The sequence below is a fragment of the Streptomyces spectabilis genome, from assembly GCF_008704795.1.
In the GTDB taxonomy this organism is placed as follows: Bacteria; Actinomycetota; Actinomycetes; order Streptomycetales; family Streptomycetaceae; genus Streptomyces; species Streptomyces spectabilis.
In genome coordinates this window covers 6,510,618-6,527,377 of record NZ_CP023690.1, presented here as the reverse complement: position 1 = coordinate 6,527,377, position 16,760 = coordinate 6,510,618, and the positions used below count along the sequence as shown (strand labels likewise).

Here is a 16,760-nt window from a genome sequence, read left to right as displayed (position 1 = left end):
CCTGGGCCGCGCCCTGCCCGTCTCCCCCGCCGTCGTCCTGATGGCGCTGTTCCTCGCGGGCCCCATCGGCTACTGCGCGTACATCGCCTTCACCGACCTCCAGCTGACCGGCCAGGCGCACGAGAGCTTCGTCGGCTTCGAGAACTTCCGTACGGCCTTCGACGACGAGGACTTCCTCAACGCGGTCTGGCTGACGCTCGTCTTCACCTTCCTGTCGTCGGTCGTCGGCCAGAACACGCTCGGCCTGGCGCTCGCCGTCCTGATGCGGCGGGCGTCCAAGGCGGTGCGCACCGTCACCGGGGCCGTCGTCATCACGGCCTGGGTGCTGCCCGAGGTCGTCGCGGGCTTCCTCCTGTACGCCTTCTTCCGCCGCGACGGCACGCTCAACGCGGTCCTCGACGTCCTCCATCTGCCGTCCCAGAACTGGCTGTTCACACTGCCGATCCTCGCGGTGTCGTTCGCCAACATGTGGCGGGGCACGGCCTTCTCGATGCTGGTGTACTCGGCGGCGCTCAGCGAGATCCCCAAGGAGGTCACCGAGGCCGCGGAGGTCGACGGGGCGAGCGGCTGGCGCCGGATGTGGCACATCACGCTGCCGATGATCCGCCGCTCCATCGGCACGAACCTGATGCTCAACACCCTCCAGACGCTCTCCGTCTTCGGCCTCATCTGGGTGATGACGCGCGGCGGGCCCGGCAACCGCAGCCAGACCCTGCCGCTGTTCATGTACGAGCAGGCCTTCCAGAAGAGCATGATCGGCTACGGCACGGCGGTGGCGCTGCTCCTGCTCCTCGTGGGGTCCCTGTTCTCGCTGGTCTACATGCGCCTGCTGCGCACGGAGGTCTGATGTCCGCACGCCGCGCCCGCAGCCGCCGACTCGCCGCCGACATCGGTCTGCTCACGGTGGCGGCGGCCTTCGCGGTGCCGCTCGCCTGGGTGCTGCTCTCCGCCGTCGACCCCAAGGCCGACGTGGGCGTGAAGAGCCCGGACGGCTTCACGCTCGACAACTTCGACGCGGTCCTCACCGACGAGATCACCTTCACGCCGATGCTCAACAGCCTGCTGCTGTGCGGCGGCGGCACGCTCCTGACGGTGGTGAGCGCGGCCCTCGCGGCCTACCCGCTGTCGCGCTACTCCTCCCGGCTCAACCGGCCGTTCATGCTGACGATCCTGTTCGCGACGAGCCTGCCCGTCACCGCCATCATGGTCCCGGTGTACGCGCTGTTCGTCCGCGTCGACCTCATCGACACCATGCAGGGCACGATCTTCTTCTTCGCGGCGTCCCAACTGCCGTTCGCCATCTGGCTGATGAAGAACTTCATGGACGGCGTGCCCAAGGAGCTGGAGGAGGCCGCCTGGACGGACGGCGCCTCGCCGCTCCAGTCCCTCGTCCGCATCGTCCTTCCGCTGATGGGGCCGGGCGTCGCCGTCGTGACCGTCTTCTCCTTCGTCCTGATGTGGGGCAACTTCTTCGTCCCGTTCATGCTGCTGCTCTCCCCCGACCAGATGCCCGCCGCGGTCAGCATCAACGACTTCTTCGGCAGCAAGGGCGCCATCGTCTACGGCCAGCTCGCGGCGTTCTCCCTCATCTACTCGACGCCGGTGATCCTGCTGTACGTCCTGATCGCACGGCGGCTGGGCGGCGGCTTCGCCCTGGGCGGCGCGGTGAAGGGGTGACGGCGGCATCGGCGCTCCGCGCCTCGTCCTCAAGCGCCGGACGGGCTTGATCTTCGGTGCGGCACCGTCGTCGGTCGACCGCCGGGGCGGCGCAGGGGCGCACAAAAGAGCGCGCCGAGGGGTGTGTCTTTCTCCGAGCCGTAGCCTCGTAGGAACACACCGTAGTCGTCCGGCCCCCGTCCCCCTACCGTGTGCCCCGTGCAAGCGAGCCAGCCCACCCCGCCCTTCGACTTCCCCGCCGCACGCCGGCTGCGCGAGGCGCTGGGCATGGCGCCCGGCCACGTCGCCTACGGCATGCGGGCCGGTTACGGCCTGACCCACATCACCGCGGACACCGTCAGCGCGTGGGAGCGGGGCCTGGCCACGCCCACCGCGGCGGAGCTGACCGCGCTCGCGGCCACGCTGTGGTGTTCGCCCGGCGAACTCATGGGCGCCCCGCGGACGTTGCGCGAGCACCGCCTGGCACGCGCCCTCGCCCCGGAGGACGTGGCGCGCGGCGCGGGCGTGGAGCTCCAGGCGTATCTGCGCATGGAGGAGACCGACCAGTGGCGCGGCAGCGACCGGCAGTCGGCCGCCCTCGCGCACACGCTCCGGCTCACGCTGCCGGACTTCATCGCGGTCACCGGCCGCGCGGACCGGCTCGCGGAGCTGCTGCGCAGCGCGGTGACGACCCGCTGGCAGGGGTACGTGCGCCCGGTCAGCAAGCTCCTCGCCGTCGACAAGCGCACCGTCGAGGGCCCGCTGCGCCGTCTGCACGAGGAGTACCAGTCACGGATGGTCCGGACCCTGAGCTGGGGCGGCGGCGCGAGCGCGGACGCCTCCGGCCACGCGGGCCGCGACTTCCTCGACCGGGTCCTCGACCACTTCTGGCCCCTGGTCCCGGGACATCTATAAAACCTCTGGATAGAACGTTCTAGTCGCCGAAGAGAAGTGCTAGCGGCTCCGAGGCCCTAGAAGACGGACTCGGCCTCGTCCATCCGGTCCTTCGGGACCGTCTTGAGCTCCGTCACGGCCTCCGCGAGCGGCACCATCTCGATGTCCGTGCCGCGCAGGGCGGTCATGCGGCCGTAGTCGCCGCGGTGGACGGCCTCGACGGCGTGCCAGCCGAAGCGGGTGGCGAGGACGCGGTCGTACGCGGTGGGCGTGCCGCCGCGCTGGACGTGGCCGAGGATGACCGGCTTGGCCTCCTTGCCGAGCCGCTTCTCCAGCTCGTAGGCGAGGGCCGTGCCGATGCCCTGGAAGCGCTCGTGGCCGAACTGGTCGATGGCGCCCTTGCCGTAGTCCATGGTGCCGTCGGCGGGGTGCGCGCCCTCGGCGACGCAGATCACCGCGAACTTCTTGCCGCGCGCGAACCGCTCCTCGACCAGCTTGACCAGGTCGGCCGGGTCGAAGGGGCGCTCGGGCAGGCAGATGCCGTGGGCGCCGCCCGCCATGCCGGACTCCAGGGCGATCCAGCCCGCGTGCCGTCCCATGACCTCGACGACCATCACGCGCTGGTGGGACTCGGCGGTGGTCTTCAGCCGGTCCATGGCCTCGGTGGCCACGCCGACGGCCGTGTCGAAGCCGAAGGTGCGGTCCGTGGAGGAGATGTCGTTGTCGATGGTCTTGGGCACGCCGACGACCGGCACCCCGGCCTCGTGGAGCATCTTCGCCGCGGTCAGCGTGCCCTCGCCGCCGATCGGGATGAGCGCGTCGAAGCCGCTCTTCTCGATCAGGTCCTTGGCGTTGTCGCAGGCGGCGCGGAAGCGGGCGCGCTCAAGGCGGGAGGAGCCGAGGATCGTGCCGCCGCGGGAGAGGATGCCACTGACCGCGTTCAGGTCCAGGGTCCGGTAGCGACCGTCGAGCAGGCCCGCGTACCCGTCCTCGAAGCCGATGACCTCGTCGCCGTAGTTCGTGACGGCTCGGTGCACGACCGACCGGATCACTGCGTTGAGGCCCGGGCAGTCGCCGCCCGCGGTGAGAATTCCGATACGCATCGCGCTGTGTCTCCTGCTCGCTGTTGCTTCGTGTGAGCCGGTCCGATTGTTCCACGGCGTTCGCCCAGCCTGCGACTTAGCCAGCCGCAGAGGTATTGTCAAGAGGGCACGACCAACAATATCGGGTGTTTTTCCGGCGCTGCCGGAGCTGCCCTCCCCCTCCTCACCAGCGGGAACAGAGAAGAAACGGAGAGCACGCGTGACGCGCAGCGTGTACGTGACCGGGATCGACCGGGGCGACGGCCGTCAGGTCGTCGAGCTGGGAGTCATGGAACTCCTGACCCGCCAGGTGGACCGTGTGGGTGTCTTCCGCCCGCTCGTCCACGACGGACCGGACCGGCTCTTCGAGCTCCTGCGCGCCCGCTACCGCCTCTCACAGGACCCCGCGTCCGTGTACGGCATGGACTACCACAAGGCCTCCGCGCTCCAGGCCGAGCAGGGCACCGACGAGCTGGTCTCCCAGCTCGTCGACCGCTTCCACGAGGTCGCGCGCTCCTACGACGTGGTCCTGGTGCTCGGCACCGACTTCGCCGCCACCCAGCTCCCCGACGAGCTGTCGCTCAACGCCCGGCTCGCGAACGAGTTCGGCGCCTCCGTCCTCGCCGTCGTCGGCGGCAAGAACCAGACCGCCGAGTCGGTGCGCGCCGAGACCCGCAACGCCTACCGCGCCTACGAGGCCCTGGGCTGCGACGTCCTCGCGATGGTCACCAACCGCGTGGCCCCGGCCGACCGCGCCGAGATCCACGAGCACCTCGCCGCCGGCCTGCCGGTGCCCTGCTACGTGCTGCCGGACGAGCCCGCCCTGGCCGCGCCGACCGTCGCGCAGATCACCCACGCGCTCGGCGGCAGGGTGCTCCTCGGCGACGACTCGGGCCTGGCCAGGGACGCCCTCGACTTCGTCTTCGGCGGCGCGATGCTGCCGACCTTCCTGAACGCCCTGACCCCGGGCTGCATGGTCGTCACCCCCGGCGACCGCGCCGACCTGGTCGTCGGCGCGCTCGCCGCGCACAGCGCGGGCACCCCGCCGATCGCGGGCGTCCTGCTCACCCTGAACGAGCAGCCGGGCCCGGAGATCCTGCGCCTGGCCGACCGGCTCGCGCCGGGCACGCCCGTGATCGCCGTCTCCGGCGGCTCCTTCCCGACGGCCGGCGAGCTGTTCGCCCTGGAGGGAAAGCTGAACGCGGCGACGCCGCGCAAGGCGGAGACCGCCCTCGGCGTCTTCGAGCGGCACACCGACACCGCCGAGCTCCTGGAGCGCCTCTCGGTGTCCGGCAGCGACCGCGTCACGCCGATGATGTTCGAGCACAAGCTCCTGGAGCGGGCCCGCGCCGACCGCCGCCGCGTCGTCCTGCCCGAGGGCACCGAGGAGCGGGTGCTGCGCGCCGCCGACGTGCTGCTGCGCCGCGGCGTGTGCGACCTGACGCTGCTCGGCCCGGCGGAGGCCATCCGCAAGAAGGCCGCCGACCTCGGCGTGGACCTCGCGGACTCGCAGCTCGTCGACCCGCAGACGTCCGAGCTCCGCCAGCGCTTCGCCGAGGAGTACGCGCGCCTGCGCGCCCACAAGGGCGTGACCGTGGAGCTGGCGTACGACGTGGTGGCGGACGTGAACTACTTCGGCACGCTGATGGTGCAGGGCGGCCTCGCCGACGGCATGGTGTCCGGCTCCGTGCACTCCACGGCCGCGACCATCCGCCCCGCCTTCGAGATCATCAAGACGAAGCCGGACGCGTCGATCGTGTCGTCCGTGTTCTTCATGTGCCTGGCCGACAAGGTCCTCGTGTACGGCGACTGCGCGGTCAACCCCGATCCGAACGCCACGCAGCTCGCGGACATCGCCGTCCAGTCGGCGGGCACGGCCGCGCAGTTCGGCGTCGAGCCGCGCATCGCGATGCTGTCGTACTCCACCGGCACCTCCGGCTCGGGCGCCGACGTCGACAAGGTGCGCGAGGCCACCGCGCTGGTCCGCGGCCAGCGCCCGGACCTGAAGATCGAGGGCCCGATCCAGTACGACGCCGCCGTCGAGCCGTCCGTGGCGGCCACCAAGCTGCCGGGCTCCGACGTCGCGGGCCAGGCCAGCGTCCTGATCTTCCCCGACCTCAACACCGGCAACAACACCTACAAGGCCGTGCAGCGCTCCGCCGGCGCGATCGCCGTCGGCCCGGTGCTCCAGGGCCTGCGCAAGCCGGTCAACGACCTGTCCCGCGGCGCGCTCGTCCAGGACATCGTGAACACCGTCGCCATCACGGCGATCCAGGCCCAGACCCCCACCCAGTCCCCCACCGAGAAGGCCCCCCAGTGAGCTCGTCCCGTGTCCTCGTCCTCAACTCCGGCTCCTCGTCGCTGAAGTACCAGCTGCTCGACATGGCGGACAGCAGCCGGCTGGCCGTGGGTCTCGTCGAGCGCATCGGCGAGGAGACCTCCCGGCTCAAGCACACCCCGCTGACGGGCGGCGGCGCCGAGCGCGAGCGCACCGGGCCCATCGCCGACCACGAGGCCGCCCTGAAGGCCGTCGCGGAGGAACTGGCCGCGGACGGGCTCGGCCTGGACTCGCCCGAGCTGGCGGCGATCGGCCACCGCGTCGTGCACGGCGGCCTGAAGTTCACCGAGCCCACGGTCATCGACGACGCGGTCCTCGCCGAGATCGAGCGCCTGGTGCCGGTGGCCCCGCTGCACAACCCGGCCAACATCACCGGCATCCGCACCGCCCAGGCGCTCCGCCCGGACCTGCCCCAGGTCGCGGTCTTCGACACCGCCTTCCACACGACGATGCCGGAGTCGGCGGCCCGCTACGCGATCGACGTCGCCACCGCCGACGAGCACCGCGTACGCCGGTACGGCTTCCACGGCACCTCGCACGCGTATGTGTCGCGGGCGACCGCGGAGCTGCTCGGCAAGGCCCCCGAGGACGTGAGCGTCATCGTGCTGCACCTCGGCAACGGCGCGTCCGCGTCCGCCGTGCGCGGCGGCCGCTGCGTGGACACCTCCATGGGGCTCACGCCTTTGGAGGGGCTCGTGATGGGTACGCGCTCCGGAGACATGGATCCGGCCGTGATCTTCCATCTGGCGCGGGTCGGCGGCCTTTCCATCGACGAAATCGACACGCTCCTCAACAAGAAGAGCGGCCTTATCGGCCTGTGCGGCGACAACGACATGCGGGAGATCCGCCGTCGCATCGACGAGGGCGACGAACAGGCCCGGCTCGCCTTCGACATCTACATTCACCGGCTGAAGAAGTACATCGGCGCCTATTACGCCGTTCTCGGCCGGGTGGACGCCATCGCCTTCACGGCGGGCGTCGGCGAGAACGCGGCACCGGTGCGCGAGGCCGCCGTGGCGGGCCTGGAGGAGCTGGGCCTCGCGGTGGACGGCGACCTCAACGCGGTGCGCGGCGACCAGCCGCGGCTGATCTCCCCCGAGTACGCCCGGGTGAAGGTCGCGGTCGTGCCGACCGACGAAGAACTGGAAATCGCCACGCAGACTTATGCGCTGGCAGGAAAGAACAGCTGAGCACCCCACCGCCCATTTGTATCTTCCGCCAGACGGAATATTCCGTAGCGAAACAAACCGATAGGATCGTCCCCATGCGCCGTTCCAAAATCGTCTGCACCCTGGGTCCCGCCGTCGACTCCGAGGACCAGCTCGTCTCGCTGATCGAGGCCGGCATGAATGTGGCCCGCTTCAACTTCAGCCACGGCACGCACGCCGAGCACCAGGGGCGGTACGACCGCGTCCGGGCCGCGGCGGAGCGCACCGGTCGCGCCATCGGCGTCCTCGCCGACCTCCAGGGCCCGAAGATCCGCCTGGAGACCTTCGCCGAGGGCCCGGTCGAGCTGGTGCGCGGTGACGAGTTCACCATCACCACCGAGGACGTGCCCGGCGACAAGTCGATCTGCGGAACGACGTACAAGGGCCTGCCCGGCGACGTCACCAAGGGCGACCAGGTCCTCATCAACGACGGCAACGTCGAGCTGAAGGTCGTCGAGATCGACGGCCCGCGCGTCAAGACGATCGTCGTCGAGGGCGGCGTCATCTCGGACCACAAGGGCATCAACCTGCCCGGCGCGGCCGTGAACGTGCCCGCGCTGTCCGAGAAGGACATCGACGACCTGCGCTTCGCCCTGAAGATGGGCTGCGACATGGTCGCCCTGTCCTTCGTGCGCGACGCGGAGGACGTGAAGGACGTCCACAAGGTGATGGACGAGGAGGGCCGCCGGGTCCCCGTCATCGCCAAGGTGGAGAAGCCGCAGGCCGTCGAGAACATGGCGGCCGTGGTGGCGGCGTTCGACGGCGTCATGGTCGCGCGCGGCGACCTGGCCGTCGAGTACCCCCTCGAAAAGGTCCCGATGGTGCAGAAGCGCCTCGTGGAGATGTGCCGCCGCAACGCCAAGCCGGTGATCGTCGCGACCCAGATGATGGAGTCGATGATCACCAACTCCCGACCCACGCGCGCCGAGGCGTCCGACGTCGCCAACGCGATCCTGGACGGCGCGGACGCGGTCATGCTGTCGGCCGAGTCCAGCGTGGGCGCGTACCCGATCGAGACGGTCAAGACCATGTCGAAGATCGTCACGGCGGCCGAGGAGGAGCTCCTCTCCAAGGGCCTGCAGCCGCTGGTGCCCGGCAAGAAGCCGCGCACGCAGGGCGGTTCGGTGGCCCGCGCCGCCTGCGAGATCGCGGACTTCCTCGACGGCAAGGCCCTGGTGGCCTTCACCAAGTCCGGTGACACCGCACGCCGTCTGTCCCGCTACCGCGCGGCCCAGCCGATCCTGGCCTTCACCACGGACCAGGAGACCCGCAACCAGCTCGCGCTGAGCTGGGGCGTGGAGTCCTTCGTCGTCCCGCACGTCGACAACACGGACGCGATGGTCGAGCTCGTGGACGCCGAGCTGCTCAAGCTCAAGCGCTACAACGAGGGCGACACCATGGTCATCACCGCGGGCTCGCCCCCCGGCGTCCCCGGCACCACGAACATGGTCCGGGTGCACCACCTGGGCAACGGCTGCCGCGACTGACGTCGTACGACAGTGAGAGGAGGGCACCCCCGGCCGGGGGTGCCCTCCTCTCGTCTCGCTGCGGCCGGTTCAGTCCGTGATCGACTGGTGGAGGCCCGGGATGGTGAGCTCGCCGCCGAACTGGCCCGCCTGCTGGACCTTCACATCGGTGAAGTAGATCAGCGGCAGGTTCAGGGGCGGCGGGTGCTCCGGGTCGAACGTGACCGGGAGCAGACCGAACAGGTTGCCCGAGATGCGCTCCGTGTACATCGTCGTGTCGCCGTTGCTGATCGTGGACTTGGAGCCCTTGGCCGCCTGGACGTGGTACTTCTTGCCGCCCGGCCCGTCGACGATCTGGTGCAGGTCCCCGATCTCCGTACCGCCGCTGATGACGTACTTCAGCGCCTGCTTGGTCTGGCCGTTGGGCATCTTCAGATTCACGACGCCCTGGTAGTCGGCCCCCTTGAGCAGCAGGGAGCTGGCCTCCAGGTGCCACGGCTGGTTCGGGATCGGGGCGGGCGACTGCTCGTCGTCGCCCGCCACCTTCTTCTCCACGACGCACGGGAACGGCTTCTTGCCGTTCTCGTCCGGGGCCATGGGGTCCTTGGGGGGCTCGGGAGTCTTGGAGGCCTTGGACTCCTCCGGGGCGGGCTCGTTCTTGTCGTCGTCGGCCTTGGCGTCGGGCGTTTCCTCGGTCTTGTCCTCGGTCTTGTCCTGGGCCTTGTCCTCAGCCTTGTCGGCCTTGTCCTCGGCGTCCTCGACGGGCTCGGTGGTCTTGCCGTCCCTGCTGCCGTCGCCCTCGACCTTCTCGCGCTCGTCCGGCGTGAGGAGGTCCTTGATGGCGTCGCCGACACCCAGCGGGTCGAGCGGGTTCGTGGGCTTGGAGGGCTCCGGCTCCGACTCCCGCTCCGGCTCCGGGGCCTTGGCGTCGGCGGAGGGTGACGGCTTCACCCGTTCGGGAGTCTCCGCGGACGGCGAAGGCGTCGGCTTGTCCGCCTCCCCCTCCTCCTTCTCCTCCTCCTTCTCCTCCTTCTCCTCCTTCTCTTCCTTTTCCCTCTTGCTCTTCGCTTCCTCGGCCCGCTTCCGCGCGTCCTCGGCCCGCTTCTTGCGCGCGGCTTCCTTCTCGGCGTCCTTGGGCTTCTCGTCGGGGGCCGTCACGCACGGCCCGTCCTGGAAGGGGTTCTCGGGGACGCCCGGCTTCGCCTGTGCAAGCTGCGGCGTCAGTCCCATCCCCATGAGGACGGCGGTGGGCATGGCCGCGAGGGCGATCACCTTGCCGACGGGTACACGAGTCAACAGCGGCTTCCTGGGGGCCGCGTGGCGCGGCCCCGTTCTCACACGGGACGTGACCGCCTCGGTCCCGTGGCGCACCTCGTCAGTCGGCACGGTGCCTCCCGTTCGTCCCGTTGGCCGGGCTCGTTCCTGACAAGTCATCGGTCGCACCGCCCGCCCCGGACACCGCCCCGTCCGGCGCCTTCGCGCGCCGTCTCGCGGGCTTCTGCGGCTTCTCGTGCACCCAGGAGATGCCGAGCGCGCCACCGACGAGGGCGAGCAGGAAGCCCATGACGAAGCCGCCGAAGTTGGACACCACCAGGGAGACGAGGGCGAGCAGGATCGCCGCGACGCCCGCGAACACGCGGGACTGCGGCTGGAACCACATGGTCAGACCGAGCACGACCAGCAGCACACCGATGATCAGCGATCCGGCTCCGGCAGTGGTCGCCATCCGGATGGTCAAGGTGCCGAGCGTGAGATTCGCGTACGGGAAGTACATGATCGGGATGCCACCGAGCAGTGTCAGCAGGCCACCCCAGAACGGGCGCTGACCGCGCCACCCTCGGAAACCCCGGCGCATCCGGCCAAGCTTGCTACCACCAAGGCCCACTTGCGCTTCGGCGCTCATGTCGTACAGCTCCTCGGGTACGGCGTTTGGTTCTGTGTGTCGGATACGGGCACGGGGACAGCAGGTCGAAGACGTGCGGCGCCCCCGCGCCCGGCCGTTCGGCGCAAGAGTGCGGCTCAGACAGCAAGTGCCTCGGCAACGGCCTCAACTGCGGCTCGGTGGAGCGAAGCGGATGAGTGAGGCTGGGGAGACCGGGGCGTCAACTGCCTCAGTAGCACTCGTGCTTGCCCTTCTTGACCGACATGTGCAGGCCGGAGAGCTTGAAGGTACCGGCGCTGGTGGCCCACGCGCGCTGCTCCACATCGGTGAAGAGCACCTCGTCGGCCTGCTGCGCGAACGAGTCCGGAACGTACTGCTTCTTGGGCTTGTCCTGCGGGTTCGGGCCGGGGCCCTTCGTCGTGCGGTCGACCGACACGCCGATGTCGACGTTGGTGAACGTCGCGTTGGCGCGCAGGTCGTCGGCGTCGATGAAGAGCTTCTTGGCCTCGACGGGGTCGCCCCCGCCACCGGCCTTGAGCGTCATCGACACATTGCCGAACAACGGCACCGGGACGACCACGGACTGGCACAGCTTGGTGATCTCTGCCGAGTCGAGGCCGACGACGGCGACCGGGTGCTTGCCCGACTTGCCGACGTCCATCGCCCCGTACTGGACGAATCCCTTGCCCTTGAGTTCCTTGGCGGTCACCTTGAACTGCTGACCGGACACACTGAACGATGCCGCGAGCGCACCCTGTGAGAGGGCCACGCCTATCGCGGCCGTCGCCGCGACGCTCGGCACCATGACCACGGCGAACCGCTTCCATCTGGTTCCGCCACGAGCCACGGACTCCATGACTTTCCTCCTTCTCGGACGTACATCTCCGTCCCGCTGATCCCGAGGGGTCGGTGCAGCGGAGCGGGGATGGGAGAAGTGCTACGTCCTCGGTCAGGAGAGCGCCCGCGTCGCCAGGCGCAGCGCGCCTGAGTCACCGGCGATCACCCCCGAGCGACAACCACTGGTCGCGCCTGACTCATCACGCACAACCCTGCCGGACAGGCCCTGCCGTACGGACGGGCAGAGACCCCCCTGTCCCAGACCGGCGACGGCGTCGCCGGCCTACTCGGTGGGGACCCAGAAAACCCGTCTCCCGAATGGCCTTCGGGCTGCGGGCAATGGACCGAGCGTGGCCGATCGTGGTGCATTCTCGGCGCCCGCACAAGGGGTTCATTACTCGCCGGTAACGGTCGGATAACCACGGCCTGACGGCCTGGCACCGGTCAGCGACACACGGTGGTTTCAACAGACCGGCAAGATCCGGATATTGGCGAACAGAATTGGACAGAATGCCGCTTCGGACTTACTCCAAGTAACAGTGGCCGCGTTTGCCAAGATTTGGCAAAACGCGGCCACTGTGGCACTGCGGGAACAGACTTTTCACTTGGGCACCACGCGCCCCGGCCCGACGTGACCGGTCAGCGGACAGACGGCCGGGCAGGCCGGGGCAAATCCGGCGGAATACCGGACTCCGGGCGCATCGCGCCCGGAGGGCGACTCAGAAGAGCACCCGGGCGAGCGCCGTGCGCGCCGCCGTCACACGCGGGTCGTCGGCGCCCACCACCTCGAAGAGTTCGAGGAGGCGCACCCGGGCCGCGTCGCGCTCCTCGCCCGCCGTGCGCCGGACCGTCTCGACCAGACGTCCGAAGGCGTCCTCGACGTGCCCGCCGACCAGGTCGAGGTCGGCCGCCGCGATCTGCGCCCGGGCGTCGCCCGGCTTCTCCGCGGCGTCCTTGCGGACGGCCGCCGGGTCCATGTCCTGCACGCGGCGCAGGAGTTGGGCCTGGGCGAGGCCGAGCTTGGCCTCGGTGTTGGCGGGGTCCTCGCTCAGCACGTTCTCGTACGCCTGGACGGCGCCGCTGAAGTCGCCCGCGTCCAGGGCCTGGACGGCGGCCGCGAGCGCGGCGTCGTACGGGCCCGCGGGGACGGGGGCGGGCTGCGCGTCGTCGGGGGCGTCCGCGTCGACGGCCAGACCGGTGAGTCCGAAGCGCTCCTCCGCGACCTGGACCAGCTGGTCCAGGGTCTGGCGGATCTGCGCCTCGGGGGCCGCGCCCTGGAAGAGCGGCAGCGCCTGGCCCGCGACCACCGCGAACACCGCGGGGATGCCCTGCACGCCGAACTGCTGCATCAGCATCTGGTTCGCGTCGACGTCGATCTTCGCGAGCAGGAAGCGGCCGTTGTATTCCTGCGTCAGCCGCTCCAGAAGCGGGCTGAGCTGCTTGCACGGCTCGCACCACTCGGCCCAGAAGTCGATGACGACGGGCACCTCGGTGGAACGCTGCAGTACGTCGCGCTCGAAACCCGCCTCGTCGACGTCGATGACGAGACTCTCGGGGGTGACGGCCCCGCCGCCGCCGTTCCTGGCCGCTTCGGCGCGAGCCTGCTCCGCCTTCGCCTTGGCCTCCTGGGCCGCCTTCACCGCGGCGAGGTCGACGACTCCGCTCATGGACATGTTCCGTGGCTGCATGAGTACATCCTCCCCCAAGCCGTGCGGGAACTGTGCCCGCCCGTCTTCCGCGACCCCCGCCGGATTGCGGGGCTGACGGACGAGCCGGGCGCCGGGCCCGAGGAGGACCGTTCGTGCCGTTCGTCGCGCGGGGTCCCCACCCCGCGCTCGTGGTTGCCGCCCTGGGGCGGTAGAGGTTCGCTCGCAGCGGCTCGCCGCCGGACGTGGCTCTGCGGCCTCCGTGCGCGGCTTTCGCTACGGGTCGTAGCGTAACCGGACCCGCCCCGGCCCGGCACGGGGCTCCGAGTGATCTCCCTCACGCACGCGCCGCTCGACGGGACCGTACTCGCCGGTATGGTCGCGGGCATGCAGAGCCGCAGTACACCGTCCACGCGCGCCGGAGGCCGCCCGCGCAGCGTCGAGGCGGACACCGCCATCCTCGAAGCGACCCGCGCGGCCCTGGTCGATCTCGGCTGGACGAAGCTGACCCTCGGCGACGTCGCGACGCGGGCGGGGGTCGCCAAGACGACCCTCTACCGGCGCTGGGCGGGCAAGAGCGAGCTGGTCGTGGACGCGGTGGCGGAGCTCTTCGACGAGCTCGAACTGCCGGACAGCGGCAGCCTCGCCACCGACATCGAGAGCGTGGTCCTGCAGTTCGCGGCGCTGCTCGGGCGGCCCGAGACGAAGACGGCGCTGATGGCGGTGGTCGCGGAGTCCACGACGGACGCGCCGCTGCGGGAGCGGGTGCGGGCCTCCATCGTCGACCGGCAGAAGCGGTTGGTCCTCGAAGGGCGGCAGCGGGCGCAGGCGCGGGGGGAGCTGCCGGTCGAGCCCGACGCGGTGGCTGCCGCCCGGACGGCCGACCTCATCTTCGACGTCATCGCCGGGGCGGTGGTGCACCGGGCGCTCGTCAGCGCGGAGCCGGTCGATCCCGACTGGGCCCGTAGCTTCACGTTGCTGCTCCTGGGCGGCCTCTCCGCGGCTTCTGGCCGGGGGCCCGACACGCCATAGCCCCGGCCGGGCCGGGGCCATGCCTTCTCCTCCCCTCTCTCCCACCCACCCGTTCTCTGGCCGATCTCAACCCACCGCGCTAACGCGCTTGTCCTCAATCGCCGGACAGGCTCGATCGGTCGCGCTGACGCGCTCGTCCTCAAACGCCGGACGGGCTGGATGGTCCCGCCCGATCACCGTCGCCAGCAGCCCGTTAGCCCGCAGGTCCCTGCCCGCCCGCCTGTTTCCCGCCCACCCACCCCCTCCTGGGGGTGGGCAGGGTCCGGTCGGACGACGGCGGGCGGCCGCCAGGTCGGGGCCCGGCCCCGGCGCTGGGGCAGGTACGGGTGGGTGGGTGGGAGACACCCGCCGCGGTAGCGGCGGGGTAGACGGACGGCGGCGTGCGGGCCGCCAGGTCGGGGCCGGGCCCCGGCGCTGGGGCAGGTACGGGTGGGTGGGTGGGAGGGGTCCGGCGCGGTAGCGGCCGGGGTCAGATCTGGTAGCGGGACGGGGCGAAGAGGGGGAGGTTGGCCTCCACCCAGGCCGAGGTGTGTGCGAGCCCCTGCTTGAGGGAGACCTCCGGTATCCAGGAGGCCCACTCCCGGGCCCGGGAGTTGTCGGAGACGAGGCGCTCCACCTCGCTCCCGGAGGGCCGCAGCCGCGCGGGATCGACCACGACCCGAGCCTCCCGCCCGCTCGCAGCGATGAGCGCGTCCGCCAGCTCCCCGATAGAGATCTCCCGCCCCACCCCGAGGTTCACCACGTGCCCGAGCGCCCGCTCGCTCTCCGCCACGGCGAGGAACCCGCGCGCGGTGTCGGTCACGTACGTGAAGTCGCGCGTCGGCGTGAGGGAGCCGAGCTTGATCTCCCGCGCGCCGGAGTGGAGTTGGGCGAGGATGGTGGGGATCACGGCCCGGGCGGACTGCCGCGGACCGTAGGTGTTGAAGGGCCGCACGACGGCCACCGGCAGCTCGAAGGCGTGCCAGTGGGACAGCACCGCCATATCGGCGCCGATCTTCGAGGCGGAGTACGGCGACTGCGGCTGCAGCGGGTGGCTCTCGCTGATCGGCACCGCCCGCGCGGTCCCGTACACCTCGCTCGTCGAGGTGTGGACGAGCCGCCGCACGGCGTGCCGCCGGCAGGCCTCCGCGACGTTCTCGGTGCCGACGACGTTCGTCTGCACGTACGCGCCGGGAGAGTCGTACGAGTACGGGATGCCGATGAGCGCCGCCAGGTGGAAGACGGTGTCGCACCCGGCGACGGCGTCGGACACGCGCCCCGGGTCGCGGACGTCCCCGGCGAGGAACTCGACCCTCGGGTCGCCGAGCAGATGCGCCAGGTTCCCCTTCTCCGCGTACGGCTTGTAGTGCACGAAGGCGCGGACGCGCGCGCCGCGCGCCAGGAGCAGGTCGACGAGGGTGGAGCCGATGAAGCCCTCGGCGCCGGTGACGAGGACGGTGCGGTCGCTCCAGTCGAAGGAAGGCATAGGCGTGGTCATGCGGCGTTCTCCCAGTGGGTGGAGGGGTGGTGGGTGGATCCCGCCCCGTGGGCGAGGTCGAGGACGCGCGCCGCGAGCAGGTCGGCGGCGCGGGCGTGCGGCCCCGGGTCCGCGGCGCCGCTCATGGCGGCGAGCCGCGCCGGGGAGTCGAGGAGCGGCCCGACGAGCGCGGCGAGCCGGTCGGCGGTCACCTCGGCGTCGGGCAGGAGGAGGCCCGCGCCCGCGTCGGACAGGACGCGCGCGTTGTGGGTCTGGTGGTCGCCGGGCGCGTGCGGATAGGGCACGAGGACGGCGGGCACCCCGGTGCTGGCCAGCTCGGCGACGGTCGCGGAACCCGCGCGGCACACCACCAGGTCGGCGGCGGCGTACGCGAGGTCCATCCGGTCCAGATAGGGCACGGCGCGGGCCACGGCGTCACCGCCGTCGTGCGCGAGCCGCGCCCGCGCCTCGTCGAGCGCGGCGGGCCCGGTCTTGATCAGCAGATGGACGTCGCCGCGGTGCCGCCACCGGGCGGCGAGCCCGAGCGCGGCCTCGGTGAGGCGGGCCGCCCCCAGGCTGCCGCCGTTGAAGAGGAGCAGCCGCGCCCCGTCCGGCACGCCGAGCGCGCGCCGCGCGTCGGCGCGCAGGGCGGTCCTGTCCAGGCGGGCCAGGGCGTCGGCGATGGGCATGCCGGTGGTGTGGGCGCGGTGGCCGCCGGGCAGGTGCGCGCGGCTGCGGTCGAAGGCGACGGCCATGTGCGGGGTGAGGCGCGCGGCGAAGCGGTTGGCGCGGCCGGGGACGGCGTTGGACTCGTGGATGAGGCTGGGCAGGCCCGCCATCCGGGCGCCGACGATGACGGGGGCGCTGGGGTAGCCGCCCATGCCGACGGCGACGTGCGCGCCCTGCTCGCGCAGGATCGCCCGGCACTGGGCGCCGGACTTCAGGAGGGCCGCGGGCAGCAGGTACCGCTTCGCGCCGAGCGCGGGGTCGAACGGGATCATGTCGACGGTGTGCAGGCGGTAGCCGGCCTCGGGGATGAGCCGGGTCTCCAGGCCCCGCTCGGTCCCGACGAACGAGACCACGGCGCCCGGCACGGCCCGGCGCAGGGCGTCGGCGAGGGCGAGGCCCGGGTAGATGTGCCCGCCGGTGCCGCCCGCGCCGATCACGACGGACAGGGACCCGGGCCGGCTGGGTGCGGTGACGGAAGTGACGGCTGGTTTCATACCGGCACACCGTCGACGCTCGCCCTAAGAGGGTTTTAAG

The 16,760-nt window shown here is 71.1% G+C and carries 14 protein-coding genes; 7 read left to right on the top strand and 7 right to left on the bottom strand.

Going from position 1 to position 16,760, the window contains the following annotated elements; genetic code table 11:
- Positions 1-40: 40 nt before the first annotated feature.
- The 3 genes from CP982_RS28800 to CP982_RS28790 all read left to right on the top strand — a co-directional run bounded on the left by CP982_RS28800 (position 41) and on the right by CP982_RS28790 (position 2,571).
- Positions 41-847, top strand: a complete 807-nt coding sequence (locus tag CP982_RS28800) for a carbohydrate ABC transporter permease (RefSeq protein WP_184925252.1) — start codon at positions 41-43, stop codon at positions 845-847.
- Positions 847-1,677, top strand: coding sequence for a carbohydrate ABC transporter permease (locus CP982_RS28795; protein ID WP_150513128.1), 831 nt, complete (start codon positions 847-849; stop codon positions 1,675-1,677). The genes CP982_RS28800 and CP982_RS28795 overlap by 1 nt, the downstream gene beginning before the upstream one ends.
- A 267-nt stretch (positions 1,678-1,944) precedes the next feature.
- Positions 1,945-2,571 carry an XRE family transcriptional regulator gene (locus CP982_RS28790; protein WP_260422927.1) on the top strand — a complete coding sequence of 209 codons (627 nt, stop codon included), beginning with the start codon at positions 1,945-1,947 and terminating at the stop codon, positions 2,569-2,571.
- A 56-nt stretch (positions 2,572-2,627) separates the two neighbouring features.
- On the opposite strand, the gene CP982_RS28785 is transcribed toward CP982_RS28790, so the two are convergent.
- Complete coding sequence (locus CP982_RS28785; RefSeq protein ID WP_030685037.1) at positions 2,628-3,653, bottom strand: ATP-dependent 6-phosphofructokinase; 1,026 nt, start codon at positions 3,651-3,653, stop codon at positions 2,628-2,630.
- Positions 3,654-3,852: 199 nt separating this feature from the next.
- On the opposite strand from CP982_RS28785, the gene pta reads away from it, so the two are divergent.
- From pta to pyk, 3 genes are all read left to right on the top strand, one after another.
- Positions 3,853-5,952 carry a phosphate acetyltransferase gene (gene pta / locus CP982_RS28780; protein WP_150513126.1) on the top strand — a complete coding sequence of 700 codons (2,100 nt, stop codon included), beginning with the start codon at positions 3,853-3,855 and terminating at the stop codon, positions 5,950-5,952.
- Entirely contained in the window at positions 5,949-7,160 is a 1,212-nt protein-coding gene (locus tag CP982_RS28775) for an acetate kinase (RefSeq protein WP_150513125.1), read from the top strand. The genes pta and CP982_RS28775 overlap by 4 nt, the downstream gene beginning before the upstream one ends.
- A 74-nt stretch (positions 7,161-7,234) precedes the next feature.
- Positions 7,235-8,665 (top strand): pyruvate kinase, encoded by a 1,431-nt coding sequence (gene pyk, locus CP982_RS28770; RefSeq protein WP_150513124.1) that lies wholly within the window; start codon positions 7,235-7,237, stop codon positions 8,663-8,665.
- A gap of 69 nt (positions 8,666-8,734) precedes the next feature.
- Here the strand turns inward: pyk and CP982_RS28765 are convergent, their stop codons facing one another.
- The 4 genes from CP982_RS28765 to CP982_RS28745 all read right to left on the bottom strand — a co-directional run bounded on the left by CP982_RS28765 (position 8,735) and on the right by CP982_RS28745 (position 13,051).
- Positions 8,735-9,940: a prolipoprotein diacylglyceryl transferase gene (locus CP982_RS28765; RefSeq protein ID WP_229878477.1), complete on the bottom strand. Its 1,206-nt coding sequence runs from the start codon at positions 9,938-9,940 to the stop codon at positions 8,735-8,737.
- A 79-nt stretch (positions 9,941-10,019) separates the two neighbouring features.
- On the bottom strand, positions 10,020-10,547 hold the full coding sequence (locus tag CP982_RS28760; protein ID WP_150513122.1) for a DUF6114 domain-containing protein: 528 nt from the start codon (positions 10,545-10,547) through the stop codon (positions 10,020-10,022).
- Between the two features lie 208 nt (positions 10,548-10,755).
- Positions 10,756-11,382, bottom strand: coding sequence for a DUF6230 family protein (locus CP982_RS28755; protein ID WP_150513121.1), 627 nt, complete (start codon positions 11,380-11,382; stop codon positions 10,756-10,758).
- Positions 11,383-12,082: 700 nt separating this feature from the next.
- A complete protein-coding gene (locus CP982_RS28745) occupies positions 12,083-13,051 on the bottom strand; it encodes a tetratricopeptide repeat protein (protein WP_150513120.1) in 969 nt (322 codons plus the stop codon).
- Positions 13,052-13,396: 345 nt separating this feature from the next.
- Between CP982_RS28745 and CP982_RS28740 the strand changes: the two genes are divergently transcribed.
- Positions 13,397-14,041 carry a TetR/AcrR family transcriptional regulator gene (locus CP982_RS28740; RefSeq protein WP_150513119.1) on the top strand — a complete coding sequence of 215 codons (645 nt, stop codon included), beginning with the start codon at positions 13,397-13,399 and terminating at the stop codon, positions 14,039-14,041.
- Between the two features lie 469 nt (positions 14,042-14,510).
- Here CP982_RS28740 and CP982_RS28735 read toward each other — a convergent pair whose 3' ends face one another.
- Together CP982_RS28735 and CP982_RS28730 are read right to left on the bottom strand one after the other, a co-directional pair.
- Positions 14,511-15,518: a GDP-mannose 4,6-dehydratase gene (locus tag CP982_RS28735; RefSeq protein ID WP_372503428.1), complete on the bottom strand. Its 1,008-nt coding sequence runs from the start codon at positions 15,516-15,518 to the stop codon at positions 14,511-14,513.
- Complete coding sequence (locus CP982_RS28730; protein ID WP_150513118.1) at positions 15,515-16,720, bottom strand: UDP-N-acetylglucosamine--N-acetylmuramyl-(pentapeptide) pyrophosphoryl-undecaprenol N-acetylglucosamine transferase; 1,206 nt, start codon at positions 16,718-16,720, stop codon at positions 15,515-15,517. Before CP982_RS28730 ends, CP982_RS28735 begins: the two co-directional genes overlap by 4 nt.
- Positions 16,721-16,760: the final 40 nt, after the last annotated feature.

Bases quoted from the DNA above. Each gene is read 5' to 3' on its own strand.
- CP982_RS28800 (WP_184925252.1), top strand. From the start codon at position 41: ATGGCGCTGTTCCTCGCGGGCCCCATCGGCTACTGCGCGTACATCGCC.
- CP982_RS28795 (WP_150513128.1), top strand. From the start codon at position 847: ATGTCCGCACGCCGCGCCCGCAGCCGCCGACTCGCCGCCGACATCGGT.
- CP982_RS28790 (WP_260422927.1), top strand. From the start codon at position 1,945: ATGGCGCCCGGCCACGTCGCCTACGGCATGCGGGCCGGTTACGGCCTG.
- CP982_RS28785 (WP_030685037.1), bottom strand. From the start codon at position 3,653: ATGCGTATCGGAATTCTCACCGCGGGCGGCGACTGCCCGGGCCTCAAC.
- pyk (WP_150513124.1), top strand. From the start codon at position 7,235: ATGCGCCGTTCCAAAATCGTCTGCACCCTGGGTCCCGCCGTCGACTCC.
- CP982_RS28760 (WP_150513122.1), bottom strand. From the start codon at position 10,547: ATGAGCGCCGAAGCGCAAGTGGGCCTTGGTGGTAGCAAGCTTGGCCGG.
- CP982_RS28755 (WP_150513121.1), bottom strand. From the start codon at position 11,382: ATGGAGTCCGTGGCTCGTGGCGGAACCAGATGGAAGCGGTTCGCCGTG.
- CP982_RS28745 (WP_150513120.1), bottom strand. From the start codon at position 13,051: ATGCAGCCACGGAACATGTCCATGAGCGGAGTCGTCGACCTCGCCGCG.
- CP982_RS28740 (WP_150513119.1), top strand. From the start codon at position 13,397: ATGCAGAGCCGCAGTACACCGTCCACGCGCGCCGGAGGCCGCCCGCGC.
- CP982_RS28735 (WP_372503428.1), bottom strand. From the start codon at position 15,518: ATGACCACGCCTATGCCTTCCTTCGACTGGAGCGACCGCACCGTCCTC.
- CP982_RS28730 (WP_150513118.1), bottom strand. From the start codon at position 16,720: ATGAAACCAGCCGTCACTTCCGTCACCGCACCCAGCCGGCCCGGGTCC.